Consider the following 16,905-nt stretch of genomic DNA (forward strand, 5'->3'; position numbering starts at 1 on the left):
GATCAATCGGTTGCCAAATCACCATTGGTGATATTGAACACCTTCGGATCATGAATCAAATCCTTAGCAATCCCACTTAAACTAGTGGTGGTTAAAAACGTTTGAACTTTATCTTGAATCGCCTTTAACAGGTGCGTTTGCCGTGCATCATCTAATTCAGACAAAACATCATCTAGTAATAATACTGGATATTCACCAGTTTCTGACTTCATCAAATCAATTTCAGCCAACTTTACTGATAGTGCCGTCGTCCGTTGTTGACCTTGCGAACCAAATGTTTGAACGTCATTGTGGTTGATCTTAAATTTTAAATCATCCCGATGCGGCCCCAAGACGGTCGTCCCCATTCTAATCTCACGGTCACGTTCATCTTGGAACGCTTGTTTTAACCCAGCGTAAATGTCATCTACGCTTTGTAATTGCTTTTGTTTTAGTGTTGTCACGTATTTAAACGTTAATTGTTCTTTATTTTGCGAAATCGTTGCATGAATTTGACTCGACCATTGCTCTAGTTTTTGTAATAACTGGAGCCGTTGATAAATAATTTGGGCCCCATAAGCCGACAGTTGATCAGATAAGACGTCTAAGTAAACTAAGTCATTTGCCTTTTTGATCTGCAATAACTTTAGATACTTATTTCTTTGGCGCAGGATTCGCTGGTACTGCGAGGTGTTGTATAAATAGAGATTGCTCATCTGACCAAACTCAATATCCATAAACCGGCGCCGTACCTGCGGTGAACCCTTCACAATTGAAAGATCCTCCGGCGCAAACAAAATGACGTTTAACTGACCAACGTATGATGACAGCTTTGCTTGTTCAATATGATTGACCTTTGCGCGTTTACCCTTTTTACCTAGGTCTAGTTCTAGATTCAAGTGCCCATTTTGCTTAGTAATTAAGGCTTTTAACTGGGCATTCGATTGTTTCCATTGAATCAAATCAGCATTATTGTTAGTGCGATGACTTTTGGTCAATGCCAACACGTAGATGGACTCCAAAAGATTGGTTTTCCCCTGGGCATTATCCCCTAATAAAACATTAACCCCATCCGAAAACTCAGTTTCCACATGGGTATAATTTCTGAAGTGATCCAATTCTAACTTTGCAATTTTCATTAATCATCCTGCTTTGTCCGAATGAAAAACATTCCCACATCTGGGATTGTGACGTTGTCACCATCATATAGCTTCTTACCACGTCTGTTTTCAGGTTCGTCATTTAGCATCACGGTATGCTCACGCAAATACCACTTAGCTTGACCACCTGAACCTACGATTGTCTCCTCCTTTAACATTTGTCCCAATGTTATATATGGAGTGGAGATAAAAACAGTTTTTTTCAAATTTTCACCCCTCTTTACAATGTCTATTATACCCTTAAAACGGTAAAAAGTACACTTTATTCACATTATCAGGCTTTCTTAGCAATTTTAAGTTCAACCAGTATATTTAGTCGTAAAAATAAAAAATCGCCTTAAATCGTTAATTTTGGTATAAATCGCAAAAAAACATGGACCCAAATCAATTGAGTCCATGTTTTTTGAATTTGATTATTAATTTTTATTTATCAACGTAGGTTAATTCTTTTGAAGTGTGGGTAAATGGTTCAGCACCATTTTCAGTCACGTGCACACAATCTTCGATTCTAACTCCTGCAACGTCTGGAATGTAAATTCCGGGTTCAATTGAGAAACACATTCCCGGTTGTAATTCCATCTTATTGCCTTCCATGATGGATGGGAATTCATGTTCACTCATCCCCATTCCATGACCGAGTCTGTGGATAAAGTATTCGCCATAGCCGGCCTTGTTGATAACATCACGGGCTACAAAATCCAATTCTTCGGCAGTGATGCCTGGTTTAACTGCATCCATTGCCTTTAATTGAGCTTCCAAACAGACCTTGTAAATATCAAGTTCCTTATCGGTTGGCTTCCCAACAGCAACGGTTCTAGAGGCATCTGAAATATAACCATCATGAACGGTTCCTAGATCAAATAACACTAATTGGTTATTTTGCACCTTAATCTCACTAGTGTCACCATGTGGATTCGCCGCATGGGCACCAGCTTGCACCAAGGTGTCAAAACTCATGTTACTAACGCCACGTAATTTTAATTCATATTCCAACTTAGCGGCAATACTCATTTCAGTTACTCCAGGATGAACGGCAGCAAAACCTTGTTCAAAGGCAAAGTCTGCTTCACGGCCAGCTGCTTCTAGCTTAGCAATTTCATCTGGCGTCTTAAATAAGCGCATGTGTTCAACTAGTGAAGTTACATCCTTGTCAAAGGCCGCATCAGTGAAGACTTTTTGTAATGCTTCTTCGCGGGCAACTGGTAAGTATGACTTATCCAAAGCAATTCGTTTAGGATCAGCAACCCGTTTCTTAACTTGGTCTCCAATCATTTGCCATGGATTTTCATGGTCTAAATAGCCATAAACAGGGTGGCTAAAGCCAGTTCCCTTAATGACTTCTACTTCCAAAGCTGGTGCAAACATAAATGGTTCTTGATCTGCAAACACGACTAACGCTAAAACCCGTTCAACTGGGTCACTATAGAACCCAGTTAAATATTCAATTGTTTTAGGATCACTGATATAAGTAAAATCAGCGCCTTGTTCAGCAGTCCATTTTTGAATCGATGTTAGTTTTGACAATTAAACCACCCCACAAATAATTTTGTTCGTTGGATCTTAGAACGTCCGAACTGGCGTTACTAGTTGAATAAAGCTGTCCCCATCTTCAGTTGGCTTAAGTGTAAATGGCCGTAATGCTGATGAGAATGAAATTTGAATCATGGTCTTGCCGAATGAACGTAGGGCGTCCTTAACGTAATCCGGGTTAAACGAAATTTCTAATGCATCTCCATCAACAGATTCTGGTTCTAATTCTTCTTCAACAGTCCCAACGTCTGGTGAATCACCAGTTAGCTTAATCATAGCATTATTTGGGTCGATGGTTAACTTAACGACATTATTTCTAGATGCATGGGAAAGTAGTGAGGCCCGTTCAATTGATGCCAATAAGACGGGTGCTTCTAGTTGAATTCTAGTATTTGATTCTTCTGGAATTAACCGTGAAGTATCAGGATAGTTTCCTTCAAGTAATCTGGAGTAGAAGTACGTATCACCAAAAATAAATAATACTTGGTTTTCAGCAATCCGCATTTGTAATTCTTGATGGTCTTCAATCATCCGCGAAAGTTCACTTAGACTCTTTCCTGGAATGATGAAGTTGTATTCACGATCACTACCAGAGAAGTTGATGACACGTTGACTTAAACGATGACTATCAGTAGCAACTGCTAATAATTGCCCATCTTTTAATACAAAGTGCACTCCAGTTAAAATAGGCCGACTTTCTTGAGTTGATACGGCGATTACAGTTTGGCTAATGATTTCTTTAAAGATATCACCAGAAAACGTTACAGAATCGTCAGTATCAATTTCTGGTAGGTGGGGATAATTACTAGCGCTTAGTCCTTTAATTGTAAATTCTGATTGGCCAGATGTAATGGTTGCTTGTAAGTCGTTACCAACCGTTAGTTGCATGGTAGTGTCAGGTAATTTCTTAACGATGTTTACAAAGAAACCAGCGGTTAGCACGATTGAACCTGGTTCTGTGATTTCTAGTTCGTTATCAGGATTGTCAGTTTTAATTTGGGTTTCGATTGAAATATCTGCATTACTACCAGTTAGGATTAATCCTTCAGCATCTGCAGTAATTTTAATTCCAGTTAAGATTGGAATTGTGGTTTTAGAAGAGATTGCTCTTGAAACGGTGTTCAAACTTTGAATAAATGCTGATCTTTTGATTGAGAATTTCATAGTTTAATTTTTGCCTCCTGCGCTCTACAACAATAAGTAATAATAAAACAGTAGTAGTAAGGGCTGTGGATAAAGTCGCGATTTTGGACCTCATCCCTTGCCACCACTGGGATAGTGCCTGTGGATAACCTGTGGATAAACTCGATTTTCTGTGGATAACCTGTGGATATCTTTTTTCAGCGACTAGTCATAATTTGGTTGAAAATGTTACTAAAATTATAACATTTTTTATCTTAGCAACTCAGTTTTTAAGTCCCCAACTTCGTCTTTAATTTGGGGATCATTATTTTTCAATGCTTTTTTGATTTTATCGTAAGCATGAATAACAGTCGTATGATCTTTACCACCAAATGCCTTGCCAATTTTTGGTAGCGAAGCATTAGTTAACTCACGAGAAAGATACATGGCGACCTGGCGCGGCCCCACAATTTCTTTGAACCGCTTTTTACCTTTGATATCTTTGACTTGAACGTTGTAATATGATGCAACTTTTTCTAAGATCTCATTGATATCAACATTACGGTCAATTTTAGTTGAATAATCTAAGCCGTTCATTGCATCTTCAACTAATTGTGTATTGATGACGGCTTTTGTGCCTTGGAACTTAGAATACGCTTTAACTCTTGAGAGGGCACTTTCTAACTCCCGAACGTTTGAATCTACTTTTTCAGCTAGGTATTCTAACGCTTCATCAGTGATGGAGATTTTGGCATACTTAGCCTTGCTTTGTAGAATCTTAGTTCGCGTGGCCACATCGGGCTCGTCAATGCTCACCGCTAGTCCCCAATTGAAGCGAGAAATTAAGCGATCTTGTAACTTAGCAATTTCATTCGGTAACCGATCAGAAGTCATTACGATTTGTTTACCATCTTTGTGTAAGTCATTAAAAGTATGGAAAAACTCCTCTTGGGTCTTATCCTTACTAGAGAAAAACTGGATATCATCTACTAATAATAAGTCCACGTTGCGGTACTTTTCCTTGAACTTTTCCATTTCATTGCCGCCGTTACTATCTTTCTTAACAGCACTAACGAATTCATTAGTAAATTTCTCACTAGTAATAAATACGACATTTTTGCTCGGATCCTGTTCCAACATATAATTTCCAATGGCTTGCATTAAGTGGGTCTTACCTAAGCCCACCCCTCCATAGATTAGGAGGGGATTATAAGTAGTTCCAGGGTCTTCAGCAACTGATAGGGCCGCTGCTTGGGCAAACATATTTGGTTTACCGACCACGAACTTATCAAATGTGTATTTTGGATTTAATTGGTTATTCTCATCATCAGCAACTGGAAATGGTTGCTTTTGTTCTTGTTCCTGTTTTGCATCATTAACTTGATCTTCAGTTACTAATACGGGCGTGATGTCCTTACCAGTTATCTGAAATGAGTACTCAATTACCTTACTAGTAATGTTTTTTTGCCAATAATCAACGTGCAAAGGGGAAGGAAGCTGAATGGTCAGTTTGTTGTTTTCGAACTTAATGGGTTTAACGTTGCTAAACCATGTTCGGTAACTGACTTGTGTAAAATCATTTTTTAGTTCTTCATCTAATTTGTCCCATAGTGATTTTGCATCCAAATAAAGTGCCTCCCTTCCTAAAAATACAAAAAATATTTTAGCATTAAATTAGGGAGTTTTCCACAGGTTGAAAAGTGATAAAAATTTGTTTCACAAGAAATGGGCTAAAGTTATCCACATTTGCATAATTCTGTGGATAAAAAATATTAATAACATAGTTATCAACAGGGGTTGTGGATAAAAAAGACGCTATAAACATTGTTATTATAGGATTTAGTAAAAGTTATCCACACCTGTGGATAAAGTTATCCACACCCTGTGGATATGTGGATAAACCTGTGCATAACCTGTTGATAAACTGTTAATAACTTAAAAACATTGGGGAACATAAAAGTTGCGTAACAATTTTTATTAACCGCACTGTGAACAAAAAATAGTGGCTTGGAATCGAAATAACTATTTAAAATTATTGGGAGTTGTGTTATTATATTTAGGAATTGTATTTAAACTTAAATAGAAATAAAACAAGTCTAAGGAGGGTTAGTAATGAAGAGAACTTACCAACCAAAGAAACGTCATCGTGCTCGTGTACACGGCTTCCGTAAACGTATGTTAACTAGTAACGGACGTAAGGTGTTAGCACGTCGTCGCAGAAAAGGCAGAAAATCATTGTCTGTATAGATCACTGACCATTCAGTGGTCTTTTTCATTATTAATGTATATTTTGAATCGTTACTTGGAGATGGATTATGCGAAAATCATATCGCGTTAAAAAGGAAGCTGACTTCCAGACGGTATTTGAAAACCATAACTCAGTGGCTAATCGGATGTTTGTTGTTTATCAATTGGACAAGCCTAGCCAGCCTCATTTTCGAGTTGGGATTTCTGTTGGTAAAAAAATTGGGAACGCAGTTCATAGAAACTGGGTTAAGCGTCGGATTAGACAGTCACTTTTAGAGTTAAAACCAGAATTGCGCAGTGATGTGGATTTCTTGGTGATTGCCCGTCCCCATGCTTCTGGCCAATCGATGAAAGCCATCAAGTATAATTTGATTCATGTATTAAAACTAGCAAATTTACTTAATCCTGATTATAGTGAGGATCAAAAAATTGAATAAAAAACTTAAAAAATTAATTGCGTTATCTTCCGTACTTAGTTTGGCCTTTCTATTAAGTGCTTGTAGCACGACCCCAATTACTAATCACAGTACTGGGATTTGGGATGGTGGAATTGTTTTAAACTTCTCGCGGGCAATTATCTGGTTATCCAATATCTTTGGATCCAGTTATGGAATCGGAATCATTGTGTTTACGATTATCATTCGGATTATTATCTTACCATTGATGATTTTCCAAACTCGCAGTATGAAGAAGACGCAAGAAATCCAACCACAATTAAAAGCATTACAAAAGAAGTATTCATCTAAGGATACTGAAACAATGCAAAAGTTGCGTGAAGAACAACAAAAGCTTTATTCAGAAGCTGGCGTAAATCCAATTGCTGGATGTTTACCATTGGTAGTGCAATTACCAATTATCTATGCACTTTACCAATCGATTTCACGGACTGAGATTTTGAAATCAGGGCAATTCTTATGGTTACGACTTGGGGATAAAGATCCATTCTTTGTTTTACCAATTCTAGCTGCCCTATTGACGTTCGTTAGTTCCTGGTTAGCAATGAAGTCACAACCAGAAACGAATGGAATGGCTACCATGATGACGATTGGGATGCCATTGATTATCTTCTTTACAGCGCTAAATGTGCCATCCGCCCTTTCACTTTACTGGGTAATTACCAATGCGTTCCAAGCTGTACAAACCTTGGTATTACAAAATCCTTGGAAAATGCAACGCGAACGTGATGCTAAAGAACAAGCACGTAGAGAACGTGAACATAAAGTGGCAAAGGCAATTCGTAAAGCGAAGAAGAGCCGTCGGAAATAACATTAAAGCTTAATTAAAAGACACCAATTCTATTGAATTTGGTGTCTTTTTTTGGTTTGCATGTGCTATTATTATAATGTTAAGCAAAAATTACTGGAGGCTCCACATTCATGAATACGTTCACCGGAAAAACTGTTGATGAAGCAATTCAAAAAGCTCTCAACACACTAGAAATCGATAAAAATGATGCAATAATTAAAGTAATTCAAAAAGCCAAAAAGGGATTCTTCGGAATTGGCAAACGTGAAGCCATTGTCGAAGTAATCAAAAAAGAAACTGAACCAGCACCAGTTGAAGATACTGAAATTAATGAAGATATTAATGAAAAGGCATCGAATGCTGCCAAATCTGCTAGTGCTGAATATAACCGCAATAATCACTCGGATGCTAAACCAAGTCAACGAGCTGCGGATGCAGATGAAGCAATTGATAAGCTAAAAACATATTTAGATGCCATCATTGCTCAATTAGGAATTAACTCAAAATCAGAAATAGTGTTCAAAAATAGTAAGAGCGTTAAAATTAATTTTGACACGCAAGAAGAGGGATTGTTGATTGGAAAACATGGATTAACAATTAATGCGCTTCAAACATTAGCAGAGATTTATTTAAATCGATTAGGAATTTACCACGTAGTAGTTGAATTAGATACGGCCAATTATCGCCAACGCCGCTTAGATGTATTAGAAAAATTAGCGGAAAAAACAGCTCGTGATGTAGTTGCGGAAGGTAAACCAGTTTATCTCGATCCAATGCCATCATTTGAACGTAAGAAGATTCATAAGACACTAGAAAATCACCAATATGTCCGCACTTACTCAGCTGGCCGGGAACCTTACCGGGCGGTCGTCGTCGTTCCAAAATAAATTAAAAAAATAAAACAGACAAATTGACAAACCGTGGATATCACTATATGATATACATGTTTATTTGTCGTGAAAAAAATTAATATGCTAGATGAAGTAGTGAAAGTGCTTTGTCCACGTGACTTAAGGCGTGGAGTGGGCACTTTTTTTGTATTGTAATTACAACGAAAGGAAGTCATCAATATGGGATTAACCACAACTGAATTTGATACGATTGCTGCGATTTCAACCCCACCTGGTGAAGGTGGAATTGCCATTATCAGAATTAGTGGTGAAGATGCAATGAAGGTTATCACCAAAATTTATCGGGGCAAGGACTTAAACCAAGTAAATAGTCACACCATTAATTATGGGCACATTGTAGACCCAGCTGATAATAATGAAACGGTCGATGAAGTCATGGTATCAGTAATGAAAGCCCCTAATACCTATACTAAGGAAGACGTCATTGAAATTAACTGTCACGGAGGAATTGTGGCAACCAATCGGATTTTACAGATTGTATTGAGTAACGGGGCTCGAATGGCTAATCCCGGTGAATTTACTGAACGGGCATTTTTAAATGGGCGCATTGATTTATCACAATCAGAAGCGGTTATGGACTTGATCGAAGCTAAAACTGATCAATCAATGAAGGCAGCTTTAAATCAATTAGATGGAAATTTGTCTCATTTAATTCGGAATTTACGCCAAGATATTTTAGACGTTTTGGCCAATGTTGAAGTTAATATTGACTATCCAGAATACGATGATGCTGAAACCATGACGACTAAATTATTGTTGGATAAAGCTAATGAAGTTCATGCTAGCATCGAACAACTATTGAAAACTGCTAAGCAAGGAAAGGTATTACGAGATGGATTAGCCACTGCTATTGTGGGGCGGCCTAACGTTGGAAAATCCAGTATCTTAAATCACCTCTTGCATGAAGACAAGGCCATCGTGACGAATGTGCCTGGGACCACGCGGGATGTTTTGGAAGAATACGTTAACGTTAGAGGAGTCCCGTTGAAGCTGATCGATACGGCTGGAATTCGTGAAACCGATGACCAAGTGGAAAAAATCGGGGTGGAACGATCACGTAAATCCATCAATAGTGCTGATCTAGTATTATTAGTGTTGAATGCTAGTGAACCACTAACGAATGAAGATCGCGAACTATTGAAGTTGACTGAACACACGAAGCGGATTGTGATCTTGAACAAGACCGACCTAACTCCAAAGATTGAAATGGACACGGTAAAAGAGTTAGTGGGAGCCGACAATATTATTTCCACTTCTGCTATGAAGGCAGATGGGTTACAACCATTAGAAGAACGAATTGCAAAGTTGTTCTTTGAAGAAGGAATCGAAAATTCACAGTCGAATGTCATGGTAACAAATGCACGGCACATTAGCTTATTGAATCAAGCGATGGATGCACTATCAGATGTCACTAATGGAATTGCTAGTGGGATGCCTGTGGATCTAGTTCAAATTGATATGACGAGATGTTGGGAGCTTTTAGGTGAAATTACCGGAGATAGCTATAACGATGAATTATTGGACCAACTCTTTAGTCAGTTCTGTTTAGGAAAGTAATTTGTGGATAACTAGTGGATAACTATTTTAAATTAAAAAGTAATTAACATGTGGATAACTTTTGGAGGAAATTATGAGTGAAATTTTAAGTCATGTTAAGCAAACCTACCAGGGCCCTGACTACGATGTAATCGTTGTAGGCGCTGGACATGCTGGATGTGAAGCGGCTTTAGCTGCTGCTAGAATGGGCAATAAGACTTTATTGCTAACGATTAACTTGGAAATGGTGGCCTTTATGCCATGTAATCCATCCGTTGGGGGACCAGCTAAGGGAATCGTTGTTCGTGAAGTTGACGCTCTTGGTGGTGAAATGGGTCGTAATATTGATAAAACTTACATTCAAATGCGGATGTTAAATACTGGAAAGGGGCCTGCAGTGCGTGCTTTACGGGCCCAAGCCGACAAGCATGCTTACCATCGCGCAATGAAGGAAACGATTGAAAACCAACCAAACTTGACGTTACGGCAAGGAATTGTGGATTCATTGTTAACTAAGGATGGTGTTTGTACCGGAGTGGTAACGAATACCGGTGCCAAATATAACGCCAAAACGGTCGTTTTATGTACGGGAACTGCTGCGCGGGGTCGAATTATCATTGGGGAACTTCAATACTCCTCAGGTCCTAATAACACCCAACCAGCGTTAGAATTATCCAAAAACCTAGAAGATCTTGGATTTAAGTTAAAGCGGTTTAAGACTGGAACGCCACCACGGGTTGATGGAAATACGATTGACTTTAGTAAGACTACTGAACAACCTGGGGATAAAGAAGTGAACCACTTTAGTTATGAAACTCCAGATAGTCAATATCTAGATTTAAAGAATCAACTATCGTGTTGGTTGACTTATACCAACGAAAAGACCCACGAAATCATTCGTGAAAACCTTGGTCGGGCGCCAATGTTTAACGGAACGGTTGAAGGAATCGGACCTCGTTACTGCCCTTCCATTGAAGATAAGGTAGTTCGGTTTGCAGATAAGGATCATCACCAAGTCTTTTTGGAACCAGAAGGACGTGAAACCCAAGAATATTACGTGAATGGGATGTCCACTTCCATGCCGGAAGAAGTACAACAAAACATGATTCATTCCGTTGAAGGGCTAAAAGATGCTGAATTAATGCGGCCTGGTTACGCGATTGAATATGACGTTGTGGATCCATATCAATTAAAACCAACCTTTGAAACAAAAGTGTTGAAGAACTTATACACAGCTGGTCAAACTAACGGGACTTCCGGATATGAAGAAGCTGCTGGACAAGGAATCTATGCCGGAATTAACGCTGGACTTAGAGCCCAAGGCAAAGATCCAATGATTCTAAAGCGAAACGAAGCTTATATTGGGGTAATGGTCGATGACTTAGTAACAAAGGGAACTAACGAACCATACCGACTTCTAACTAGTCGGGCTGAATACCGGCTCTTATTACGGCACGATAATGCTGATATTCGTTTAACCGAAAAGGGACACGAATTAGGATTAATCTCAGATGAACGTTACCAAAAGTTCTTGGCTAAGAAAGCAGCTGTGGATAACGAAATTGATCGGTTAAACAGCATTCGCATCAAGCCAAATGATGAAGTTAATCAATTTATTCAAGAACATGGGGATAAACCATTACAAGATGGGGTATTAGCATCTGTCTTTCTACGTCGTCCATACGTTAGCTACAATATCTTAAGACAATTTATTCCAGCCCCTGACCAACCACTTGGTCGGCGGGTGATCGAACAAGTTGAAATCCGGACTAAGTACGCTGGATACATTAAGAAGGCGGAAGAAAACGTTGAAAAGTTAAAGAAGATGGAAGCTAAGAAGATTCCTGAAAACATTGACTACGACGCTATTGATGGATTGGCAACTGAAGCTCATCAAAAATTAAAGAAGATTCAACCACACAGTATTGCACAAGCATCACGAATTAGTGGGGTTAATCCTTCCGATATCGCAATTTTAAGTGTCTATATTCAACAAGGACGCATTGCTAAAACAAAATAATTAACAGTTAATAAAACCACTGTGGATAACTTTTCCACAGTGGTTTTATTGTTAAAAATTAATTTCTGTGGATAAGTTGTGAAAAACTATTAAAATTATTATATATTATTAATAGTTTTACATAAGCAATTAGGAGTGAAAAAATGAAGAACAATAAGGTAGTTCAGTTTATTAAAGATTACGTCCTGTTGATATTAGCAATTATTGTGATTTGGGTGTTGCTCAATCTATTTTTATTTGCCCGGGTCAACGTTAGTGGACCATCAATGGAACCTAATTTGAACAATAAACAGTCGTTGATTGTATGGCGTCAAGCACAGATTAAACATTTAAGTGTAGTCGTATTTAATGCGGCGGGAGTGGATCCTAATGCGCAAGCAAGCCCTATTTACTATGTAAAACGGGTAATTGGGTTACCTGGGGATAAAGTGGCATTTAAAGATGGTGCTCTTTATGTGAATAACCAAAAGGTTAACCAGTCGTTTATTAGTCAGACTGAACAGACTAATGGGACCCAGATTCAACCAGGAGTATCTAAAATTCCAGCATTAAAGAACTGGGATTTAAAGCAACTTTCTAATTATTGGACGGCAGATAAGGGCGCCGTGACGGTCCCTAAGGGGAAGTACTTTGTTTTAGGCGATCACCGGAGCGTTTCCAACGATAGTCGTTATTGGGGATTTGTGCCGAAGGATAAAGTCATGGGGGTTGTGAATTCTGAAAGCTGGCTATGGCCATTCCGTTACAATACTAATGATCAACAACGTTATAATATTAATTCATTAGGTTATTAACAGGTTATCCACTGTGGATAATTATTTACAAAATGATTAAATGACCAAACTTCGTTTAGAAAATGTTATAATGTGAATAAATTGTAGATTTGTACAGGAGATTTTGATTTTGGAAAAAGAAGAGAATAAATTACTAGGCTTCATGAAGGATTATGTTTTGCCAGTTGTAGTGACGCTATTAGTACTATGGCTAATTAATAGCTTTTTAGTAACTAAGGTCCGGGTAAGTGGTCCATCAATGGAACCTAATTTAAAGAATAACCAGTCGATTATTGTATGGCGCCAAGCACAAATTAAGCATTTGAGTGTAATTGTGTTTAATGCCTCAGGTGAAGACCCACAAGCTAGTGGGAATCCAGACTATTACGTAAAACGGGTGATTGGATTACCTGGTGATAAGGTGGCATTTAAAGATGGCACTATTTATGTAAATGACAAAAAGGTTCCGCAAACCTTCATTAGTAAATATGAACGGACTTCAGGAACGCAGGTGCCAGCTTATAAGATTACCAATTGGGACATTAAGAAACTAGCAGCTAATTGGCCTAAGAATAAGCAAGCAGTGACCGTTCCTAAGGGCGAATACTTCGTCTTAGGTGATCACCGGAGTGTTTCTAATGATAGTCGTTACTGGGGCTTTGTACCAAAGGATAAAATCATGGGGGTTGTTCATGCTTACGGATGGCCATGGCCATTTAATGGAAATAACACCAATGATCAACAACGTAATAACATTAATTCATTAGCATATTAAAGTTCAAAAAAGGACGTCCAACTAAAATGTTGGGCGTCCTTTTTATATTAATCAATAATATTTAGCTTCATTAGAACGTTTTGAATAATAGAATTAAAGTTTGCTTCTGTGAATTGACCTTGCCAAATAATATGATTGTGTTCATCTGATACTTGATATTCATTGGTATTTTCAATTGGAGCAAGAACGATTTTAATTTGCTTGCCGTTATTTTGAAAATTCGCTACCGAAACTAACCATGTTTTATGATCAGCCTGCGCTAGTGATTGGACATCTTCAGTAGTACTTAAGTCACCGTTTTTAACGGCGATTTCAGCATACTTACGGATGTGTTGTTTGATGTTAATCATGAAAACACTACCTTTCTAGTGTCGGAAATTAAAAAAGTTTATTTTCCTTACTAAAACTGTTGTATTCTTCAAATAAATTAGCAAAATTTTGGTATCTTTGTAATACATCTGGCTTTAAATCGAGACCGTTGCCAGCTTCATATGCAATGCTAAATAATGAATGCATGAAGTGAGTAGTATTAATTTGATTATTTAATTTGATGCCAACCTTAACAATATCCATTGTTCGCTTGTAATTCTTTGTTAAAACATAGTAATGAGCTAATTGGTTACATACAAAGATAATTTGAATTTGACGATAGCTAAATTCATCACCATCTTTTTGTTGCTTGGCCATAAAGTCATCTACTAAATTGAAGAAGTAGTCGGCCTTATTAAGCTTATCAAGCTTTTTGTATGAGTCACCCTTAATTGTGTATGCTAATGTTGTATACACATTTAAGTCATCACTGTGAGTACTTGCGAGCACCTTATCACATTCAAAGATTGCGTCTTCGTAGTGATCTTGACGGAATTTTGAGAATGCAATCACAAAGTGGTATTGGACCAGTTGATCAGCATCCATTTTAACATTTGATAGTGATTTAATGCGCTTTTCAATTGATGGTTGATCTTCTGGTGCGTAATTGTATAAATCATCTTCAATTTGCATTAACTTATTATCTAAGTCACTATCAGGACGACTAAAGTCGGAAAATACATCATTTAAAGTTAAGTCAATGCGCTTGCATAGCTTAATTAAAATCTTAGTAGTTGGTGGCACATTGTGCTTTTCAATCTTACTAATCGTATTTTGCGTACAAATGTCCTTTGCTAAATCAGTTTGAGTAATATTCTTTGCCTTTCGCTGTTGGGCAATTTTACTTCCTAAAAACATAAACATACCTCTCTATATTAAAAACATATTTTTAACTAACAAAAAGGTCCTAATGTTTTCACTAACAAAAAGTATCTACTATTCACAAGTTAATATAATATCACAACTAACAAAAAAATAACATATGTATCATTGAATACTTATGAATAATTTCTATAAATTTTATTTTAAAATAGACATTTGACCAACGGATGTATCGATAGCAGTAGGGGGTTTCGCATTTCATATCAATGATTAAATTAGATATTAATATTTACCAATATTTGTTCATAACCAATCTAATTAGCACTAATCTATTCAAAATAAATTACTGATGGGGTCAAATTGTTTGATCTCGTTTACAATCAAAACTTAATCAACACATTCGTTAATGATACAATTATTTATATTTTATTCTGAAATAACTATAAAACTGGTTGTAGAATAGGATATAATAGTAATCGGTCTTGAATTATAATGTTATAATTTAATACGTATTATTAATATTAGGAAAGGATATGATTTCATGCAGATGATTGATACGATTGAAAGTGCTGTCAATTCAGTAAAAGCAAACAGCAAATACAGCATTTCCGACTTAAAAATTATCCCCGAAACTCCTTACTGGGCAATGGTAGGGTTAGTTAATGATGGCGATTGCGAAATTCAATTCCAAGTTCACAACGACCACCAAGTACGGGTCTTAATTCCACTTCAATTGGAAGACTGGGGTGTTTTTAATCTTGAACACTTCCCTGAACTAAAGACTGTTGAAAACTACTTTGAAAAGTTACCTAATCACCGGGTTGATGGCAGTAACTTCAAGATTTATTACTACCGTCCATACCACTGTTTAACCACTACGGTTGATTTAAATGATGTTAACCTAACTGATGTTATCGAAAAGATGACTAGTACTTATGACGATATCATAAGTACGCAAGCTTAATTAATCATCATTATAAAGTCCCTGTTATCAGGGGCTTTTTTTGTTGGCTTAATTACAATAACTTTACTTTGAAAATCTGCTCGAGTATGATTTAATTAACTAATTTTTTAGGGGGCTTAATCAATGGGAAAAGAATTAACCGCTAATGATATCGCTAAATTTAAAGGGGCGTATTACCAACAACCCCAAGCTGATGTAATTGCTAGAGCAATTCAAGAAAACGGGATCAATAAGGTAGCAATTGATAGTCAGGCACAAGTTCGCCTCAATCCTACCTTTTCAATCGATTTAAAAGCGAGTGAAAACGACAAGATTACTGATCAAAAACAAGCTGGTTTTTGTTGGATGTTTTCATTAATGAATGTTTTAAGACATTCATTTATTAAGCAACATAACATTAAGGGTTTTGAACTATCCGCCAATTTCTTATTCTTCTGGGATAAGATTGAACGGGCAAACGCTTACTATGAACAAATCCTTAGAACTGCTGCTAAGGATACTAACGATCGAGAAGTAGCATCTTATCTCGCCTATCCAGATGAAGATGGTGGCGAATGGGACATGGCTGTGGCGTTAGTGCAAAAGTATGGCGTCATGCCAGCCGCTGTATTTCCACGGACTTCAGTTGCAAATAATACGGGTGATTTTAACAATGTCTTGTCGTTAAAATTACGGCGTGATGGGATGAAGCTACGGGGCTTAGTTAATGACGGTGCCAATCCGGATGAAATTAAGCAGACGCGTAAGCAAATGTTGTCAGAAGTTTACCGTATGGTTGCCCTAAGTATTGGGGTACCACCAAAGACTTTTGACTTCGAATATCGGGATGACAAAAATAATTATCATATTGACCGGAATTTAACCCCTAAGCAATTTTACGATAAGTACTTTGGCATTGATTTAACCCAATATATAGCGGTATGTAATTATCCACACCGTAAGTACAATCAACTTTACCAACAATCTAAGGCTGACAACGTGTTAGGTGGTCAACACATTCATTACTTAAACCTACCAATGACCGAATTAAAACGAATGGCATTACAACAACTAAAGGATGGCGAACCAGTTTGGTTCGGAAATGATGTTGGTGCTCAATCAGCAACTAAGCCAGGATTATTGGACCGGAATCTTTATCATCGGGATCGTTTGTTCAATGTTGACCTGGACATGACCAAAAAGCAACGCTTTGAATATGATGAAGCTCAAGCTTCCCATGCAATGACCTTTACTGGAGTTGACGTTGTTGATGGTAAAACCACTAAGTGGCAAGTTGAAAACAGTTGGGGAAGCAAAGTTGGCGAAAGTGGCTACTTTACAATGGCTGATGATTGGATGGATAACTTTGTTTACGAAGTGATCGTAAAGAAGGATTATCTAACTGCTGATCAACAAAAAATGCTAACACAAATACCAGTTGAACTTGAAATCTGGGACTAATTACGAAACGGA

Annotated in this window: 17 protein-coding genes; 10 read left to right on the forward strand and 7 right to left on the reverse strand. The window is 37.5% G+C overall.

The genetic code is table 11. The features are described 5' to 3' along the window. Positions 1 to 2: 2 nt before the first annotated feature. The 5 genes from recF to dnaA all read right to left on the reverse strand — a co-directional run bounded on the left by recF (position 3) and on the right by dnaA (position 5,417). Entirely contained in the window at positions 3 to 1,118 is a 1,116-nt protein-coding gene (gene recF, locus R4146_RS02140) for a DNA replication/repair protein RecF (RefSeq protein ID WP_339959809.1), read from the reverse strand. Next, positions 1,118 to 1,345, reverse strand: a complete 228-nt coding sequence (yaaA, locus tag R4146_RS02145; RefSeq protein WP_339959810.1) for a S4 domain-containing protein YaaA — start codon at positions 1,343 to 1,345, stop codon at positions 1,118 to 1,120. The genes recF and yaaA overlap by 1 nt, the downstream gene beginning before the upstream one ends. A 217-nt stretch (positions 1,346 to 1,562) precedes the next feature. Further along, entirely contained in the window at positions 1,563 to 2,663 is a 1,101-nt protein-coding gene (locus tag R4146_RS02150; RefSeq protein WP_339959811.1) for a M24 family metallopeptidase, read from the reverse strand. 36 nt (positions 2,664 to 2,699) lie between these two features. Further along, complete coding sequence (gene dnaN, locus R4146_RS02155) at positions 2,700 to 3,833, reverse strand: DNA polymerase III subunit beta (protein ID WP_339959812.1); 1,134 nt, start codon at positions 3,831 to 3,833, stop codon at positions 2,700 to 2,702. 228 nt (positions 3,834 to 4,061) lie between these two features. Beyond that, positions 4,062 to 5,417, reverse strand: coding sequence for a chromosomal replication initiator protein DnaA (dnaA, locus tag R4146_RS02160; protein WP_339959813.1), 1,356 nt, complete (start codon positions 5,415 to 5,417; stop codon positions 4,062 to 4,064). A gap of 486 nt (positions 5,418 to 5,903) precedes the next feature. Here dnaA and rpmH point away from each other — a divergent pair, with 486 nt between their 5' ends. The 8 genes from rpmH to lepB (R4146_RS02200) all read left to right on the forward strand — a co-directional run bounded on the left by rpmH (position 5,904) and on the right by lepB (R4146_RS02200) (position 13,298). Then, entirely contained in the window at positions 5,904 to 6,038 is a 135-nt protein-coding gene (gene rpmH, locus R4146_RS02165) for a 50S ribosomal protein L34 (protein WP_219053889.1), read from the forward strand. 68 nt (positions 6,039 to 6,106) lie between these two features. Beyond that, positions 6,107 to 6,475 (forward strand): ribonuclease P protein component, encoded by a 369-nt coding sequence (gene rnpA / locus R4146_RS02170; RefSeq protein WP_339959814.1) that lies wholly within the window; start codon positions 6,107 to 6,109, stop codon positions 6,473 to 6,475. Next, complete coding sequence (gene yidC / locus R4146_RS02175) at positions 6,468 to 7,304, forward strand: membrane protein insertase YidC (protein WP_339959815.1); 837 nt, start codon at positions 6,468 to 6,470, stop codon at positions 7,302 to 7,304. Before rnpA ends, yidC begins: the two co-directional genes overlap by 8 nt. A 110-nt stretch (positions 7,305 to 7,414) precedes the next feature. Next, positions 7,415 to 8,170: an RNA-binding cell elongation regulator Jag/EloR gene (gene jag / locus R4146_RS02180; protein WP_339959816.1), complete on the forward strand. Its 756-nt coding sequence runs from the start codon at positions 7,415 to 7,417 to the stop codon at positions 8,168 to 8,170. 183 nt (positions 8,171 to 8,353) lie between these two features. Continuing rightward, entirely contained in the window at positions 8,354 to 9,751 is a 1,398-nt protein-coding gene (mnmE, locus tag R4146_RS02185) for a tRNA uridine-5-carboxymethylaminomethyl(34) synthesis GTPase MnmE (RefSeq protein WP_339959817.1), read from the forward strand. A 73-nt stretch (positions 9,752 to 9,824) separates the two neighbouring features. After that, positions 9,825 to 11,750, forward strand: a complete 1,926-nt coding sequence (gene mnmG / locus R4146_RS02190) for a tRNA uridine-5-carboxymethylaminomethyl(34) synthesis enzyme MnmG (RefSeq protein WP_339959818.1) — start codon at positions 9,825 to 9,827, stop codon at positions 11,748 to 11,750. Between the two features lie 143 nt (positions 11,751 to 11,893). Further along, entirely contained in the window at positions 11,894 to 12,544 is a 651-nt protein-coding gene (gene lepB, locus R4146_RS02195) for a signal peptidase I (RefSeq protein WP_339959819.1), read from the forward strand. Between the two features lie 142 nt (positions 12,545 to 12,686). Further along, on the forward strand, positions 12,687 to 13,298 hold the full coding sequence (gene lepB, locus R4146_RS02200; RefSeq protein WP_339960638.1) for a signal peptidase I: 612 nt from the start codon (positions 12,687 to 12,689) through the stop codon (positions 13,296 to 13,298). 47 nt (positions 13,299 to 13,345) lie between these two features. Here the strand turns inward: lepB (R4146_RS02200) and R4146_RS02205 are convergent, their stop codons facing one another. Then, complete coding sequence (locus tag R4146_RS02205; protein ID WP_339959820.1) at positions 13,346 to 13,648, reverse strand: hypothetical protein; 303 nt, start codon at positions 13,646 to 13,648, stop codon at positions 13,346 to 13,348. 28 nt (positions 13,649 to 13,676) lie between these two features. Then, positions 13,677 to 14,525 carry a helix-turn-helix domain-containing protein gene (locus tag R4146_RS02210; RefSeq protein WP_339959821.1) on the reverse strand — a complete coding sequence of 283 codons (849 nt, stop codon included), beginning with the start codon at positions 14,523 to 14,525 and terminating at the stop codon, positions 13,677 to 13,679. A gap of 505 nt (positions 14,526 to 15,030) precedes the next feature. On the opposite strand from R4146_RS02210, the gene R4146_RS02215 reads away from it, so the two are divergent. After that, positions 15,031 to 15,453: a hypothetical protein gene (locus R4146_RS02215; RefSeq protein ID WP_339959822.1), complete on the forward strand. Its 423-nt coding sequence runs from the start codon at positions 15,031 to 15,033 to the stop codon at positions 15,451 to 15,453. 123 nt (positions 15,454 to 15,576) lie between these two features. Then, positions 15,577 to 16,893, forward strand: a complete 1,317-nt coding sequence (locus R4146_RS02220) for a C1 family peptidase (RefSeq protein WP_339959823.1) — start codon at positions 15,577 to 15,579, stop codon at positions 16,891 to 16,893. Positions 16,894 to 16,905: the final 12 nt, after the last annotated feature.

The organism is Nicoliella lavandulae (assembly GCF_037546185.1).
Lineage (GTDB): Bacteria > Bacillota > Bacilli > Lactobacillales > Lactobacillaceae > Nicoliella > Nicoliella lavandulae.